General features: G+C 66.1%; 23 protein-coding genes and 1 tRNA gene. 15 read left to right on the plus strand and 9 right to left on the minus strand.

Going from position 1 to position 14176, the window contains the following annotated elements; genetic code table 11:
• Window positions 1-4 precede the first annotated feature (4 nt).
• The 8 genes from rplT (at window position 5) to AC13GI_RS18680 (ending at window position 5499) form a co-directional block, all read left to right on the plus strand.
• Window positions 5-364, plus strand: a complete 360-nt coding sequence (gene rplT, locus AC13GI_RS18645) for a 50S ribosomal protein L20 (RefSeq protein WP_005410435.1) — start codon at window positions 5-7, stop codon at window positions 362-364.
• A 194-nt stretch (window positions 365-558) separates the two neighbouring features.
• On the plus strand, window positions 559-1554 hold the full coding sequence (gene pheS / locus AC13GI_RS18650) for a phenylalanine--tRNA ligase subunit alpha (RefSeq protein ID WP_049468839.1): 996 nt from the start codon (window positions 559-561) through the stop codon (window positions 1552-1554).
• Between the two features lie 83 nt (window positions 1555-1637).
• Window positions 1638-4034 (plus strand): phenylalanine--tRNA ligase subunit beta, encoded by a 2397-nt coding sequence (pheT, locus tag AC13GI_RS18655; RefSeq protein WP_099819121.1) that lies wholly within the window; start codon window positions 1638-1640, stop codon window positions 4032-4034.
• A gap of 27 nt (window positions 4035-4061) precedes the next feature.
• Window positions 4062-4361, plus strand: coding sequence for an integration host factor subunit alpha (locus AC13GI_RS18660; protein ID WP_005410432.1), 300 nt, complete (start codon window positions 4062-4064; stop codon window positions 4359-4361).
• The gene (locus AC13GI_RS18665) at window positions 4342-4698 is read left to right on the plus strand and encodes a MerR family transcriptional regulator (RefSeq protein WP_005410431.1); all 357 of its coding nucleotides are present in this window, start codon (window positions 4342-4344) and stop codon (window positions 4696-4698) included. The genes AC13GI_RS18660 and AC13GI_RS18665 overlap by 20 nt, the downstream gene beginning before the upstream one ends.
• Before the next feature lie 67 nt (window positions 4699-4765).
• Window positions 4766-4842, plus strand: a tRNA-Pro gene (locus AC13GI_RS18670).
• A gap of 118 nt (window positions 4843-4960) precedes the next feature.
• Window positions 4961-5164, plus strand: coding sequence for a hypothetical protein (locus tag AC13GI_RS18675; protein WP_100553082.1), 204 nt, complete (start codon window positions 4961-4963; stop codon window positions 5162-5164).
• Entirely contained in the window at window positions 5158-5499 is a 342-nt protein-coding gene (locus tag AC13GI_RS18680; RefSeq protein WP_482997018.1) for a low molecular weight protein tyrosine phosphatase family protein, read from the plus strand. Before AC13GI_RS18675 ends, AC13GI_RS18680 begins: the two co-directional genes overlap by 7 nt.
• Here AC13GI_RS18680 and AC13GI_RS18685 read toward each other — a convergent pair.
• Genes AC13GI_RS18685 through AC13GI_RS18695 form a run of 3 tightly spaced genes read right to left on the minus strand, consistent with a single transcriptional unit; the run spans window position 5415 to window position 6837 of the window.
• Window positions 5415-5918: a GNAT family N-acetyltransferase gene (locus AC13GI_RS18685; RefSeq protein WP_482997019.1), complete on the minus strand. Its 504-nt coding sequence runs from the start codon at window positions 5916-5918 to the stop codon at window positions 5415-5417. The two genes, AC13GI_RS18680 and AC13GI_RS18685, sit on opposite strands and share 85 nt — an antisense overlap.
• Window positions 5915-6268: a DUF6713 family protein gene (locus AC13GI_RS18690; protein ID WP_482997020.1), complete on the minus strand. Its 354-nt coding sequence runs from the start codon at window positions 6266-6268 to the stop codon at window positions 5915-5917. Before AC13GI_RS18690 ends, AC13GI_RS18685 begins: the two co-directional genes overlap by 4 nt.
• A 59-nt stretch (window positions 6269-6327) precedes the next feature.
• The gene (locus AC13GI_RS18695; protein WP_482997021.1) at window positions 6328-6837 is read right to left on the minus strand and encodes a DUF3011 domain-containing protein; all 510 of its coding nucleotides are present in this window, start codon (window positions 6835-6837) and stop codon (window positions 6328-6330) included.
• A gap of 275 nt (window positions 6838-7112) precedes the next feature.
• Here AC13GI_RS18695 and AC13GI_RS18700 point away from each other — a divergent pair, with 275 nt between their 5' ends.
• The gene (locus AC13GI_RS18700; protein ID WP_482997022.1) at window positions 7113-7481 is read left to right on the plus strand and encodes a hypothetical protein; all 369 of its coding nucleotides are present in this window, start codon (window positions 7113-7115) and stop codon (window positions 7479-7481) included.
• A 7-nt stretch (window positions 7482-7488) separates the two neighbouring features.
• Here the strand turns inward: AC13GI_RS18700 and AC13GI_RS18705 are convergent, their stop codons facing one another.
• Complete coding sequence (locus AC13GI_RS18705) at window positions 7489-8181, minus strand: aspartate/glutamate racemase family protein (RefSeq protein ID WP_482997023.1); 693 nt, start codon at window positions 8179-8181, stop codon at window positions 7489-7491.
• 136 nt (window positions 8182-8317) lie between these two features.
• Here AC13GI_RS18705 and AC13GI_RS18710 point away from each other — a divergent pair, with 136 nt between their 5' ends.
• From AC13GI_RS18710 to AC13GI_RS18720, 3 genes are all read left to right on the plus strand, one after another.
• Window positions 8318-8950, plus strand: a complete 633-nt coding sequence (locus AC13GI_RS18710; RefSeq protein ID WP_099819079.1) for a cation efflux transmembrane domain-containing protein — start codon at window positions 8318-8320, stop codon at window positions 8948-8950.
• Window positions 8951-9049: 99 nt separating this feature from the next.
• Window positions 9050-9688 carry a LysE family translocator gene (locus tag AC13GI_RS18715; protein ID WP_099819122.1) on the plus strand — a complete coding sequence of 213 codons (639 nt, stop codon included), beginning with the start codon at window positions 9050-9052 and terminating at the stop codon, window positions 9686-9688.
• Window positions 9689-9792: 104 nt separating this feature from the next.
• The gene (locus AC13GI_RS18720) at window positions 9793-9966 is read left to right on the plus strand and encodes a DUF1328 domain-containing protein (protein ID WP_025876319.1); all 174 of its coding nucleotides are present in this window, start codon (window positions 9793-9795) and stop codon (window positions 9964-9966) included.
• A gap of 25 nt (window positions 9967-9991) precedes the next feature.
• Here AC13GI_RS18720 and AC13GI_RS18725 read toward each other — a convergent pair whose 3' ends face one another.
• The 5 genes from AC13GI_RS18725 to AC13GI_RS18745 all read right to left on the minus strand — a co-directional run bounded on the left by AC13GI_RS18725 (window position 9992) and on the right by AC13GI_RS18745 (window position 12322).
• The gene (locus AC13GI_RS18725; protein ID WP_025876322.1) at window positions 9992-10324 is read right to left on the minus strand and encodes an SMR family transporter; all 333 of its coding nucleotides are present in this window, start codon (window positions 10322-10324) and stop codon (window positions 9992-9994) included.
• Window positions 10325-10337: 13 nt separating this feature from the next.
• Window positions 10338-10910, minus strand: coding sequence for a TetR/AcrR family transcriptional regulator (locus tag AC13GI_RS18730; protein WP_099819080.1), 573 nt, complete (start codon window positions 10908-10910; stop codon window positions 10338-10340).
• Window positions 10911-10987: 77 nt separating this feature from the next.
• Window positions 10988-11743 carry a transporter gene (locus AC13GI_RS18735; RefSeq protein WP_375069924.1) on the minus strand — a complete coding sequence of 252 codons (756 nt, stop codon included), beginning with the start codon at window positions 11741-11743 and terminating at the stop codon, window positions 10988-10990.
• A 69-nt stretch (window positions 11744-11812) separates the two neighbouring features.
• Complete coding sequence (locus AC13GI_RS18740) at window positions 11813-12046, minus strand: DUF1653 domain-containing protein (protein ID WP_099819082.1); 234 nt, start codon at window positions 12044-12046, stop codon at window positions 11813-11815.
• A gap of 12 nt (window positions 12047-12058) precedes the next feature.
• A complete protein-coding gene (locus AC13GI_RS18745; protein WP_482997024.1) occupies window positions 12059-12322 on the minus strand; it encodes a hypothetical protein in 264 nt (87 codons plus the stop codon).
• Between the two features lie 416 nt (window positions 12323-12738).
• On the opposite strand from AC13GI_RS18745, the gene AC13GI_RS18750 reads away from it, so the two are divergent.
• The 3 genes from AC13GI_RS18750 to AC13GI_RS18760 all read left to right on the plus strand — a co-directional run bounded on the left by AC13GI_RS18750 (window position 12739) and on the right by AC13GI_RS18760 (window position 14017).
• Window positions 12739-12945: a hypothetical protein gene (locus AC13GI_RS18750; RefSeq protein WP_380654382.1), complete on the plus strand. Its 207-nt coding sequence runs from the start codon at window positions 12739-12741 to the stop codon at window positions 12943-12945.
• Between the two features lie 130 nt (window positions 12946-13075).
• The gene (locus tag AC13GI_RS18755) at window positions 13076-13639 is read left to right on the plus strand and encodes a DUF3011 domain-containing protein (RefSeq protein ID WP_099819085.1); all 564 of its coding nucleotides are present in this window, start codon (window positions 13076-13078) and stop codon (window positions 13637-13639) included.
• Between the two features lie 174 nt (window positions 13640-13813).
• Complete coding sequence (locus AC13GI_RS18760; protein ID WP_032978640.1) at window positions 13814-14017, plus strand: hypothetical protein; 204 nt, start codon at window positions 13814-13816, stop codon at window positions 14015-14017.
• The last annotated feature ends 159 nt before the right edge of the window (window positions 14018-14176 follow it).

Genomic DNA, 14176 nt, shown 5'->3' on the forward strand with positions numbered 1-14176 from the left:
AAAAATGGCACGAGTTAAGCGTGGCGTACAGGCGCGTCGCCGCCACAAGAAAATCCTTGATCTGGCGAAGGGCTACTACAATGCCCGTCGCAAGGTCTTCCGCGTCGCCAAGCAGGCGGTCATCAAGGCACAGCAGTACGCCTACATCGGCCGTAAGCAGAAGAAGCGCAACTTCCGTTCGCTGTGGATCACCCGCATCAACGCGGCTGCCCGCATCAACGGCCTGAGCTACAGCCGTTTCATGAACGGCCTGCTGAAGGCTGGCATCACCCTGGACCGCAAGGTTCTGGCTGACATCGCCGTGCACGACGCAGCTGGCTTTGCTGCACTGGCCGAAAAGGCCAAGGGCGCACTGGCGGCATAAGTCCTTCCCGATGCCGTTGCCGTTCACGGAGAACGGTGTCAGGTAGAGGCAATGCATGGGGAAGGGCGCAAGTCCTTCCCCATTCTTTTTTGTGCCGGGCGCAGCTGTGCAGATGGCGGGCGACCCGCAAGCGGTGGCGACGGCGCGGCCCTTCGCGCATCGCGATGGCAGACCGACTGGAGTTCCGGCTACCCATGAGCGACATTCAATCCCTCACTTCCCAGGCGCTGGCCGACGTGGCCGCCGCGCAGAGCCCTGACGCGCTGGAGCAGCTGCGCGTGGCCCTGCTTGGCAAGAGCGGCAGCATCACCTCGCAGCTCAAGCAGCTCGGTGCGCTGCCGGCCGACGAGCGCAAGGCCGCCGGTGAAGCCATCAACCAGGCCCGCGATGCGCTGAGCAGTGCGCTGGGCGAGCGCAAGGCGGTGCTGGAAGACGCTGCGCTGGACGCGCGCCTGGCCGCTGAGGCGATCGACATCACGCTGCCGGGCCGCAGTGGCGAACGCGCCGGCCTGCATCCGATCACCCGCACCCTCGAGCGCATCACCGGCATCTTCGGCCGGCTGGGCTACGAGTTGTCCGAAGGTCCGGAGATCGAGGACGACTGGCACAACTTCGAGGCGCTGAACTTCCCGCCGCACCATCCGGCGCGCGCGATGCATGACACCTTCTACTTCGGCGACGGCCGCCTGCTGCGCACGCATACCTCCGGTGTGCAGGTGCGCTACATGGGCGACCACGCGCCGCCGCTGCGCATGATCGCCGCTGGCAAGGTCTATCGCAGCGACAGCGACCAGACCCATTCGCCGATGTTCCACCAGGTCGAAGGCCTGCTGGTCGACGAGCATTCGACCTTCGCCGACCTGAAGGGCACGTTGTCCGAGTTCGTGCGCGCGTTCTTCGAGCGCGATTTCGAGATGCGCTTCCGCCCCAGCTACTTCCCGTTCGTCGAACCCGGCGCGGAAGTGGACATCGCCTGGCAGCAGCCCGACGGCAGCACCCGCTGGCTGGAAGTGCTCGGCTGCGGCATGGTCCACCCCAACGTGCTGCGCAACGTCGGCATCGATCCGGAACGCTACACCGGCTTCGCCTTCGGCATGGGCGTGGAACGCTTTGCGATGCTGCGCTACGGCGTCAACGACCTGCGCGCGTTCTTCGAGAACGACGTGCGGTTCCTGAAGCAGTTCGCGTAACGCATTAGGTAGCGCCGGGCCGTGCCCGGCGGACTCAACAACGCAGGCCCAGGCGCATGCGCCGGGCCCACCAGGGTGACACCATGAAATTCTCCGAAAACTGGCTGCGCAGCCACGTCCCGACCACTGCCTCGCGCGATGAGCTCAGCGCAGTGCTGACCGCCATCGGCCTGGAAGTGGAAGAGGTGACCGCGCTTGGCGATGGCCTGCAGCATGTGGTCGTCGCGCGCATCGTCGAAGCCGAGCGCCATCCCGAAGCCGACCGCCTGCAGGTATGCAAGGTTGATGCGGGCCAGGCTGAGCTGCTGCAGATCGTCTGTGGTGCGCCGAATGCGCGCCCGGGCCTGGTCGCGCCGCTGGCGATGGTCGGTGCGCAGATCGGTGAATTGAAGATCAAGCCGGCCAAGCTGCGCGGCGTCGAATCCAACGGCATGCTGTGCTCGGCCAAGGAGCTGGGCCTGGACAACGATGCCTCAGGCCTGCTGGAACTGCCGGACGATGCGCCGGTCGGCCAGACCCTGGTGGAGTACCTCGGCCTGCCGGACGCCAGCATCGAGATCAAGCTGACCCCGAACCGCGCCGACTGCTTCAGCATCCGCGGCATCGCCTACGACGTTGCAGCAGCGACGCGCAGCGAAGTACTGGATTTCATCGCAGAGCCGATTGCTGCCCAGGGCAGCCGCGAGCTGGCGATCCAGCTTGATGCCGGTGCTGAAGCGCCGCGCTATCTCGGTCGTGTCATCGAAGGTGTCAACGCCGCGGCGAAGACCCCGTTGTGGATGGCCGAGCGCCTGCGCCGCAGTGGTGTGCGGCCGGTGTCGCTGCTGGTCGACATCACCCAGTACGTGATGCTCGAGCTGGGCCAGCCGATGCACGCCTACGATCTGGGCACCCTGCAGGGCACGATCGGTGTGCGTCGTTCGCGCGCCGGTGAAAGCCTGAAGCTGCTGGATGGCCGTGATGCTGCGCTGGACGACAGCTTCCTGGTGGTTACCGATGCTGACCGTGCGGTCGGCCTGGCCGGCCTGATGGGCGGCTTCGACACCCGCGTCACCGACGCCACCACCGCCGTGTTCCTGGAAGCGGCGCACTTCGCGCCGGCCGCGATCATGGGCCGTGGCCGCAAGCTCGGCCTGCACACCGATGCCGGCCACCGCTTCGAGCGTGGCGTCGACCCGGCGCTGCCGCGTACCGCCATCGAATACGCGACCCGCCTGGTGCTGGACCTGGCCGGCGGTACGCCGGCGCCGGTGACCGAGGCGGTACATGCGGCCGACCTGCCGCAGCCGGCCACGATCCTGCTGCGCCGCGCGCGCATCACCCGCGTGCTGGGCATCACCATCGACGACGCCGAGGTCGAGCGCATCCTGCGCGCGCTGGGCATGCAGGTGGTGGTCGCTGGGGAAGGCTGGCAGGTCACTGCGCCGAGCCGCCGCTTTGACATCGCCATCGAAGAAGACCTGATCGAGGAACTGGCCCGCATCCACGGTTACGAGCAGATTCCAACCACGCTGCCGGGCGGTGCCTCGCGCGTGGCGATGCCGAGCGAAACCCAGCTGGACGCGTTGAGCGCGCGCCGCCAGCTGATCGCCCGCGATCTGCAGGAAACCGTCAATTTCGCCTTCGTCGACGACGGCCTGCTGAGCCACTGGCAGCTGCGCGATGCTCTGGTGCCGCTGGCCAATCCGCTGTCGGCCGAACTGGCGGTGATGCGCCCGTCGCTGCTGCCGGGCCTGGTCGCCACCCTGGGCCGCAATGCCGCCCGCCAGCTGGGCCGCGTGCGCCTGTTCGAGCTCGGCCGCGTGTTCGCCCAGCAGGGCGGCGACGCGTCGCTCGGCGAAAGCCGGCCCGCGCCGCTGGAAACCCCGCGCGTGGCCGCTGCGGTCTGCGGTGACGCGCAGGCGGTGCAGTGGGGCCTGCCGACCCGCAAGGTCGATTTCCATGACCTGAAGGGTGACCTGGAATCGCTGGCCGCCGCCAGTGGCGCGGTCCTGGAGTTCCGCCCGTCCACCCGTGCCTACGGCCATCCGGTGCGTTCGGCCGAGGTCTTCCGCGACGGTGTGGCGATCGGCTGGATCGGTCAGATCCACCCGCGCCTGGCCAAGGCGATGGACATCGACGTGGACGTGTACGCCTTCGAGCTGGATCTGGAAGCGCTGTCCGCCCGTGCGCTGCCGCGCGCCGGTGAACTGTCGCGCTACCCGGCGGTGCGCCGCGACCTGGCCTTCCTGGTGCCTGAACAGGTGGCCTGGAGTGACCTTGCCGCGACCATCCGCCAGGCGGCCGGCCCGCTGCTGCGCGAGCTGAACCTGTTCGACCGCTATGTCGGCCAGGGCGTCGAGCCGGGATTCAAGAGTCTCGCTATGGGCTTGATTTTGCAGGACAAGTCGCGCACTCTGACGGACCGCGACGTGGAAGCGGTAGTGGCCGAGGCGGTCACTGCCATCGAGCGTGAACACCACGCCCGGATCCGCGGCTGAGCGGGCAGCACTCGGGGGTAGCAGGCAATGGCATTGACCAAGGCGGAGATGGCGGAAAAGCTGTTCGACGAAGTCGGTCTGAACAAGCGGGAAGCCAAGGAATTCGTCGACGCGTTCTTCGATGTGCTGCGTGAAGCATTGGAACAGGGACGTCAGGTGAAGCTGTCGGGCTTTGGCAATTTCGACCTGCGGCGCAAGAACCAGCGCCCGGGTCGCAACCCCAAGACCGGCGAGGAAATTCCGATTTCCGCCCGTACGGTGGTTACCTTCCGTCCGGGCCAGAAGCTCAAGGAGAGGGTGGAAGCTTATGCTGGATCCGGGCAGTAACCGCGAACTTCCGCCGATTCCGGCCAAGCGCTACTTCACCATCGGTGAAGTCAGCGAACTGTGCGACGTCAAGCCGCACGTGCTGCGTTACTGGGAAACCGAGTTCCCCAGTCTCGAGCCGGCCAAGCGCCGTGGCAACCGTCGTTACTACCAGCGCCACGACGTGCTGATGGTGCGGCAGATCCGCAGCCTGTTGTACGAACAGGGCTACACCATCGGTGGCGCGCGCCTGCGCCTGGATGGTCCGGATGCGCGCGAGGAATCGGCCTTGAGCAACCAGATCATCAAGCAGGTGCGGATGGAGCTGGAAGAAGTGCTGCAACTGCTGCGTCGCTGACCCATTTCCGCCGTAATCCGCTATACTTCACGGCCCGCCGCACTGGCGGGCACATCGCAGCATCAGTCGGGGCGTAGCGCAGCCTGGTAGCGCATCTGCCTGGGGGGCAGAGGGTCGTCGGTTCGAATCCGGCCGTCCCGACCACTGTGATGAAACAGACAAGCCTGCGCAGCGATGCGTGGGCTTTTTTGTTGCAGCGTTGTATCCTGCGCGCACTCGTACTACCGCGGCTGCTGAACCCGGTACTCACGAGAATACGATCATGGAAACGCAAAGGAACCGCGCCTGGAGGCGCTCGCAGTCGCGCCACCACGGCGGCGACCACACGGCACCACTGCCGATCTTCAAGCCGGAAAAGAACTGGAAGCTGATGTATACGCGTGGCGACAAGCTGCTGCGGGCGCGCCAGCTGGGTTTCACCTATCCGGTCCTCAGCCCGCGACAACTACTGGATCAGGAATGTTGAACCTGTTGTTTGTCTGCAGCCGCAACCAGCTGCGCAGCCCCACCGCCGAAGCGATGTGGCAGCGCCGGCCAGGTATCAGTGCGCGCTCGGCTGGTACCAGCCCGCACGCGCGCCGGCCCATCAGTCCAGCGGATATCCGCTGGGCGGATGTCATCTTCGTGATGGAGCCCAAGCACCAGCATCGGCTGCAGGCGAATTTCGCGCGCCTGCTTGAACACACGCCGCTGCACTGCTTGGACATCCCCGACGACTATCGCTGCATGGACCCGGCGTTGATGGCGCTGCTGGAAGCGAAGGTCGCCCCCTGCCTCGCATCGTCAGCGGCGAAGCGGTAGATCAGCTCCGGGTCGCCTTCGTCGAGGCCGTGCACGATTCCGCACTGCACGAAGCCAGCGGCTGCCAGCAGCCGCTGCATGCTGGTATTGGACTGGTTGGTCGAGGTGAAAAGCCGGGCACCTGCGCTGCACGAGGTGGCATGCAGCAGCAACGCGCTGCCGATGCCGTATCCGCGCAGCGGCGCGGCCACCGTCAGCATCTCGATGAAGGCTTCACCGAAGAAGTGCCGATGCTGCACGCGGTAGCCGGCCAGCGTGCCATCGAGCTCGGCAACGTGCATGTGGCCGTCCGCCAGCCACTGGCCGATCTGCACCGCACGTCGTGGGTCATGCGCCGCAACGCTGTCGAGGGCGATCAGTGCCGGAAGATCCGTGCATTCGGCCGCGCGGATTCGAAGTGCTGGAGCCTGCAGCGTCATCGCGGACGGCTGCGCAGCAGCAATCCGCTGCCGCTGACCAGGCAGGCCAGAAGCGTGAGCAGCGACAGCGGCAGGTGGAATTCATCGCGACCGGCCGCAGCGAAGCCGGCATGGATGAGGGCGGTGCCGATACCCAGCACGCCGCACAACAGCGCGTAGCGGCGCGCAGAACCCAAGCCGAGCACCACCTGGCGATAACCGTGCAGCAGTAAGCCGATGGCAAGCAGGTTGAACAGCAGAAATCCCTGGATGCCGCCGGGCACCTGGAACATCTGCCACTCCTGCCAGAACGCGGCATCGATCTGATGCAGCAGCAAGGACATCATCGTTGCCAGATACCAGCGTTCCATGCGGTGTTTCCTGCTGTGAGAGCCTCATTCTAGCGAGGATGGATGCGCAGCCATTGCACTCAATAGACGCGGAATTCGGCGCGGCAGCCGTCGCTGACCCACACGCCGCGTCGGTCCCAGCCCCAGTTGCGGTCCTCGGTGCAGGTGGTGACCGACTTCTGCTTGACCAGCCGCACGTCATGACGGACACGGATGCGGCACTGCTTCTCCTTCTTTTCATAGGATTCGCAGACCAGGCGCTCGCCATCGCGATCACGGTCACGGTCACGTCCGGGCCAACGACCTCGCCCACGCTCTTCGGCGACGAATTCGGCGCGACAGCCGTCAGTAACCCACAGCATGCCGCGACGCTGTCCCCAGTTGTCGTCTTCCACGCATCGCGTCACCGACAGCTGCCGCGCCAGTCGCGCGCGTCCTTCGAACGGGCACTGCTGGGTCTTGTTGAAGTGCGATTCGCAGGTGGTGCGTGGAGACGACGCGATGTCGTAGTCCTGGGCCGAAACGGTGGTCGCGGCCAGCAGCAGGGCAAGCGCAGAACCGCCCAGGGGCAGTAGCAGGCGAAGGCTCATTGAAACACCTCGGTTTGGGAATGGGACGCAAGAATGGCGCACGTGCGGCGCTCTGCGACGACCGGGCCCTGCGCCGGCTCAGGACGGATTTATAAGTGTCCGGCGGCGCATGCAGGGCGTTACATCCCGTATCATCCCGGGCACATCCGATTGCATCGGTTTACAGTTTTTTACACGTTCCAGCGCTTTCGGACACAGCCCTCGGGCATCGCCCGGGGCCGCTGGCGCGGGTGCGGACAAGGATGTGCGGACCACGACGACCACAGGGGGTTGCGTTGATCAGCAGTATCGTCATTCATCGCTCGGCCGGCACAGGCGCGGCCGAAGTGCAGGTCCTGGACACGACGTTCAAGGGCAAGCGTGTTTTCGTCGCCTGGGGCCTGCGTGGCCTGGAATTGACCCGCGAAGCCGAACCGGAAGATACGGTCGCGGCCCGCCATGCCTTGCGGCTGGTTTCGCGCCAGGCCGACGGGCCGCGCAGCAGCGAGATTTTCATCGCCAGCCAATCGGGTGTGGCGATCAGCGTCTACCGGATGCTGACCGAAGCCCGCAGCGGCGACGCAGTATTCTTCCTGTGCGATTCGCCAGCGGTAGTGGAATGGCTGGTCACGTCGCTGGCGGTGCAGCGGGAATCGCCCGCGTGACCGTGCGTCATGCCAACGCCGCGTCCACTGCCGCGCGCGCATGCAGCGTCGTGGTGTCGAACAGCGGCACCGGGCTGTCTTCGGCACGTACCAGCAGCATGATCTCGGTACAGCCCAGGATGATCGCTTCGGCACCGCGGGCAACCAGGCGTTCGATCACCTCGACGTACACCTGTCGTGATCGCTCGTTGACCACGCCGGCGATCAGTTCCTCGTAAATGATCGCGTGCACATCGCGGCGGTCGTCGGCCTCCGGAACCAGCACGTCCAGGCCGAAGCGCTCGCTCAGCCGGCCACGGTAGAAGTCTTCCTCCATGGTGAAGGCCGTGCCGAGCAGGCCCACACGCTGCAGACCGGCCTGCACGATCGCCGTGGCGGTCGGGTCGGCGATGTGCAACAGCGGCAGCGGGCAGGCCGCCTCGATCTCACCAACGAGCTTGTGCATGGTGTTGGTGCAGATCAGCAGCAGTTCGGCGCCACCGGCCTGCAGCCGCTGTGCCGCATCGACCATCTCGTTGCCCAGGGCATCCCAGTCGCCATCGTGCTGCAGCTGCTTGATGCGGGCGAAATCCAGCGACCACAGCAGCAGCTGCGCCGAGTGCGCGCCGCCCAGCCGCGCGCGCGCCTCTTCGTTGATGAGGCGGTAGTACTGCGCCGAACTTTCCCAGCTCATGCCACCGATCAGGCCAAGCGTCTTCATGGGTCTCTCCGTGCCGGGGAGTGCCATTGCAGCACATCGCAGGCCGGGACGCGCAATCGCAGATGGGGCCGTCGCAGCCGCTGCCGGCACGCCTGATCAGCGTGATAATGGGGTACGACAGGCAGAGGACAGGGCGATGGGCGAATGCTGTGGCTGCGGCAAGACGCTGGATGTGGCAGCCATGCAGGCGCGCCACCGGCGGGTGCTGTGGATCGTGCTGCTGATCAACCTGGCGACGTTCCTGATGATGGTCGGCGCGTCGTGGTACAGCCACTCGTCCGCGCTGCTCTCCGGTGCGCTGGACAACCTGGGAGACGCCGCTACCTACCTGCTGAGCCTGCTGGTGGTGGGTGCCGGCGTGGCGGCCAAGGCGCGGGTTGCGCTGTTCAAGGGCGTGCTGATCCTGGCGGCAGCGGTGGCAGTGGCGGTACAGATCGGATGGCGGCTGGCGCATCCGCAGGTTCCCCTGTTCGAAAGCATGGGCCTGGCCGCGCTGCTGAACCTGGCCGCGAACGGTTTCTGCCTGTGGCTGCTGACGCCCTATCGCAATGACGACGTGAACCTGGCATCGGCCTGGGAATGCGCACGCAACGATATCTTCGAGGGCATTTCGGTGGTGCTGGCGGCGGGTCTGGTGGCGCTGTTCGGTGCCGGTTGGCCGGACCTGCTGGTCGCGGTCGCACTGCTGGTCGTGTTCCTGCGCTCGGCGCTGCGGGTGCTGCGCATCGCGATGGCCGAACTGCGTGCGTCACGCGTTGCCAGCGGCTGAGCCGCCGCAGCTGTAACCGTCGATTCGACCCGGGACTGTGCATGGTGGGGACAGCCGCTGCGCACTATCCTTGCAGGGATTATTCCGGTGGACGAAGTGATGGCCCTGCATACCTGGTGGTGGTTCCTGGCGACGGTGTTCGTGCTGTGCGGCACGCCGGGTCCGAACATGCTGCACATCCTCGGGCGCAGTGTCGGCCTGGGCTTCCGTCGCAGCGTGCCCGCCATGGCCGGTTGCCTGCTGGCGATGCTGCTGGTGCTTGCGGCGTCCGCGGCTGGCCTGAGCGCGGTGCTGCGCTCGTCGCCGATGCTGTTCGATGTGCTGCGTTATCTGGGTGTGGCCTACCTGGCCTGGTTGGGCATCAAGGCCTGGCGGGACAGCTGCCGGCAGGCGCCGGTGGCGACAGACGTCGATGCAGCGCTGGCGCCGGTGCATGGTGCCTGGGCCGTGTTCCGTGGTGGCCTGCTGGTGGGGCTGAGCAATCCCAAGCTGCTGCTGTTCGCCGCGGCGTTCCTGCCGCAGTTCGTCGACCCGGCGCGTGGCCAGGCCGTGCAGTACACGGTGCTGGTGGCCACCTTCGCTACCTGCGAACTGTTCTGGTACGTGATGTACGCGGCGGGTGGACATGGGCTGCGCCGTTGGCTGGCAAAGCCCTTTGCGCAACGCTGGTTCGAACGCCTGGTCGGCAGCGTGTTTCTCGCCTTCGCAGTGGCGCTGCTGCGCTTCCGGCCGCGCTGAGCCGGATCGTTTCACGCCGCGCCTGCGACCTGTTCACGTGTGTGGCATCGCGGCCTGCCTAACCTGATCGCACCTTCAGTATTCCCGCCAGGGAGAGGATCGACATGATCAAGTGGGCCATCATTTTCGCCATCATCGGCCTGATCGCCGGCGCGCTGGGTTTCGGCGGTATTGCCGGCGCTGCGGTGGGCATCGCCAAGTTCCTGTTCTGGGCCGGCATCATCATCGCCGTCGTACTTTTCGTGCTCGGCATGACCGTCGCGAAGAAGGTCGCCTAGCCCGCCAGTTCGTACAGCGGCGCGCTCAATGCGCGCTGCTGTGCGAGAACAGGTTGATGACCAGCACGCCGGCACAGATCAGGCCGATGCCGATCAGTGCCGGTGCATCCAGGCGCTGCTTGAATACCAGCAGGCCGATCAGCGAGATCAGCACGATGCCGACGCCGGACCAGATGGCATAGGCAATGCCGGTGGGGATCGACTTCATCGTCAGCGACAGCAGGTAGAAGCACACACCGTAACCGGCGAGCGCGCCCAGCGTCGGACCGAGGCGGGTCATGCCTTCGGATGCCTTGAGCAGGGAGGTGGCGATCACTTCCAGCACGATCGCGCCGGCCAGGTAGACATAGGGGTTCATCGCAGTTTCCCGTTCATGCCGGTTCGCACAGCTTCAGTGCCTCCAGGGCCATGGCCTGGGCATTCTGGCGTTCGGTTTCGTCCAAGGGCCGCCCGTAGGCGGTGGCCCAGTAGCCATCGGCAACGCAACGCGCAGCGTACAGGCGCGGATCGCAGGCTTCAGCCGGAAACTCGGCCAGCATGCCGCGCATCCACGTGCGCCAGTGGACCAGCAGCGCTGGCTCCAGCATGTTGCCCATGGTGAGCCCGATATCGTTGATCTGCTCCTGCTGCAGCAGATGTTCGAAATTGACCTGCACATAGGCACGGCTGAAGCCGCCATGGCGGGGCGGGGACTGTCGCAGCACCTCGCGCACTCTGTCCTCGAAGTCGGCGATCAGCGAGGTCAGCGTTGCCTCGACCAGGTCCTGCTTGCTGCTGAAATGATGGAACAGCGCGCCCTTGCTGACACCGGCCGCGTCGGCGACGTCCTGCACGGTAAGGGCCGCCAGTCCATTCTGGCCGATGGTGTGGGCGGTCGCGTGCAGCAGCGCCTGGCGCACGCTGTCGGGCGCCTTGCGGCGGGAGCGGGGAGGGGATTCTGGCATGGGGGAACAAAACCGACTGGACGGTATGATTGTAGCGCGGGGGCGATGCGCCCGACGCGCACGATCAGTTCAGCAGCTCACTGCAGATAGAACGCGATGCCGGTGCCGAGCTGCAGGTCGGGGCTGTTGCGATTGAGGCCCAGATCGAAAGAGGCGTCCAGCTGCACGTTCGGCCGCAGCATCCAGGTCAGGCCTGCGCCGGCGATGGCCTGGTCGGGTTGCTGCCTGGCGTGGGTGAAGCCGGCTTCGATGTAGGTACCCAGCCGATCGGTCACGCTCAACGCGAGGCTTGGCGACCAGGTCGTGCTGCGCTGGCCCGCGCCGCGCTGGTGACTGCCATACAGCGCACCGCTCCAGCGCTCGTTGAAGGTGTGCTCGACGCTGGCGGCCAGCGCGTACTGGCGGCCGTCGCTGAAGGCGGCATCGCCACGCGCGATCACTCCGCTGGCCAGCAGCGCCCAGGCCGTGCGCTCGGTACTGCCGGGACCGGCCCATTTCACTCCGACCGTGCTGTCGCCGGCGCCACGTTGCTGCGTGCGCGGCATGTCAGGGCCACGTTCGCGTTGGCGCTGCCACGGTGTGGACGCCAGCTGCAGTTCCCAGCCCGGTGCGAGGCCCGTGCGCAACAGCAGGTCGCTGGACAGCGATGTCGTACGCAGGCCGTCGCGATCACGATCACGTTGATAGCTGGGCAGGCCGACTTCGACGGCAAGGCCGCCACGCGGCACTGTGTCGGTGCCGAAGCCGATGCCGGGACGGTCGAAGCTGGGAAGTTCTGCGGCCAGCACCGGGGTGCTGGCCAGCGACAGGGCGATCAACAGGGTGTGGCGCATGCGGGTTCCGTCTCGCAGGGGGCTCCAGCATGCGCGGGGATGCCGTGCGCGCAGCGTGAGCCGCGCCGTTCAGTCGCCGATGCGGGCGAAGCGTGGCTGTGGGCCGTGCTCGCCGGGCACCTGTTCAATGAACATCGGATAGGGACGCACCCACAGTCCGCCTTCGCCGTACAGCGCGCGATAGAGCACCATCGGCTGCAGCGTTTCACTGCTGCGGACGATGTCGATCACCTCGTACTCGCCACCTTTGAAGTGGCGGTAGCGGCCGGGTGCCAGCGCCGGCAGCGGGGACAGATCGGTCATTGGCGGCATCCGTTACCTGCGCGCCGGCGTTGCCGGGGTGGCGCAGTAGGCGTCGATCGCTTCGGCGGTGTTGGCCAGGCCCTGTGCTTGCGCCAGTTCCCACGGGCGCTCGCAGCGCTGGCTGTGCTCGCACCACTGATAGCCGGCCGAACCGATACATCCGTGCGCATCGCGGTCGCCACCGACCACGGGTGTGGCGGCGTCACGGGTGACCGGTCTTTCCGGGCTGGCACAGGCGGCCAAGGCCAGCAGCGGGATCAGGAACAGGACTTTCATGGGTGCGGCTCCGTACCGTAAACCGATAGTCTGTGCGGTCCCCGCAGCGGCGGCAAGCCTCGCTGGCCAAGCCTCAACTCAGCGACGCGCGGACCAGTTCCTCGATCAGAACCACGTAGCTGGCGGCGAAATAGAACTTCAGCAGCGTCGAACGCTGCAGTGGAAGCGAGGTGCGCATGTGGAAGGGGCCCCTGTTGATGACGGTAGTGTGAAGCGCGGCTGACTTCGTGACAAGGGTCACGGAATGGATTTCCTAAATGGCCTCAGGGATGTGATGGGCGGCGCTTTCTGAGGTGCCGGTAGGGAGTTTTCGGATAAATCCGATAGGTCTTCCCCGGGGCGCTGGCTAGGCTGGTCGGGCATCGGAGATCGGCCTTGCGCCGGTCCCGGATTTCCCAGAAACGCAGGAGCCTACGATGGTCATCACTGTCCAATGCAATGCCCAGCGGTGGTCCGTGCTGGATCCGCAGACGCGCGCGACCGAAGTGTTCAGCACCGGCGCGGCCGCCTTCGACGCCGCTGCCTCGCGGGCCAGCGAACATCACTGCCGTACCGGCCAGCACAGCACCGTGCGCGTGGAAGCCCTGGGCACCGCGGTCGACGCGCTGCACTTCGGCCGCTGAGCCGGCGCAGCCGCAGTCAGTTGCGGTTGGGTTGGTTGAATGGGGGAAAAACCGCCGTCGCAGCTCCCTCTGTGCGCCACGCCGAGAATCCCCGATGCTTGCCTCCACCGTATTCACCTGGAGACGAGGGATGGGCAAGGGACTCACTTGGCGCACCGTGGCGTGCACCCTGTTGCCGATGATGGCTGCCGCTGGCGGAGCGCAGGCGCAGAACTATGGCTACGACGATCGCTACGATGATCGTGGCGGCAATGGCATCGTGCGCTGTGAATCGATCAAGAACCGTAGTAATGAGTGCCGGCTGGAAGGGCGCGCGCGCATGATCCGCCAGTTGTCCGGCTCCCCCTGCGTGGAAGGTGAGACCTGGGGCCAGTCCCGTTACGGTGTCTGGGTTACCCAGGGCTGCCGCGCCGAATTCGTCGGTGAGTACCGGCGGCCGGGCGGTGGCGGCGGTGGTTGGGGCGGCGGTGGCGGCAACGGCTGGGGCGGAAGCCAGTGGGGTGGTGGCGGCCAGGTGATTGCCTGCCATTCCAATGACCGGCGCCAGCAGTACTGTGATGCGCAGGTTCGTCGCGGCGTGCGCCTGGTACGACAGGAATCGCGCAGCGCCTGCATCGAAGGCCAGAGCTGGGGCTGGGACCGTCGTGGCATCTGGGTCAGCAATGGCTGCAGGGCCCAGTTCCAGGTGAACTGAGCGGCCGACGCAATCGGCTCAAGATCAGAGAAATCTGATAGCGATCACACTTCTTTCCTCGTATTGTCGACTCCCGGGACGCCTTGCGCGTCCCGGTTCGCACTGGCCATCCCTGTCGCGCCCGGTGCGGTCATTCTCTCGTCGTCGATACGCTGTTCAAGGAGTGAGCAACGCATGTTGATCCGACTGCAATGTGAGCAGCGCCAATGGCGCGTGCTGCACCCGGACAAGCCGGAACCGATCGAGTTCCGTGATGGCGTCCGTGCCTTCGATTTCGCCGAAACCCTGGCCCGCCTGCATTTCACCGACACCGGCCAGCGCGCCTCGGTGCGGGTGGAGTCCAGCGGTGCTTTTGTCGAAGCGATCAGCTACGGCTGAGAGCGCCGATCGCCGGCAGGGTCTGCGGCATCCACGCATGGCGTGGATCTACTTTTACCCTGGTAGATCCACGCCATGCGTGGATGTATCTCTGCGCCACCAGTGCCTTGGTAGATCCACGCCATGCGTGGATGAGGGGCCTGGGGAGCCACGCATGAC

This window comes from Stenotrophomonas sp. 82F1 (assembly GCF_056861525.1).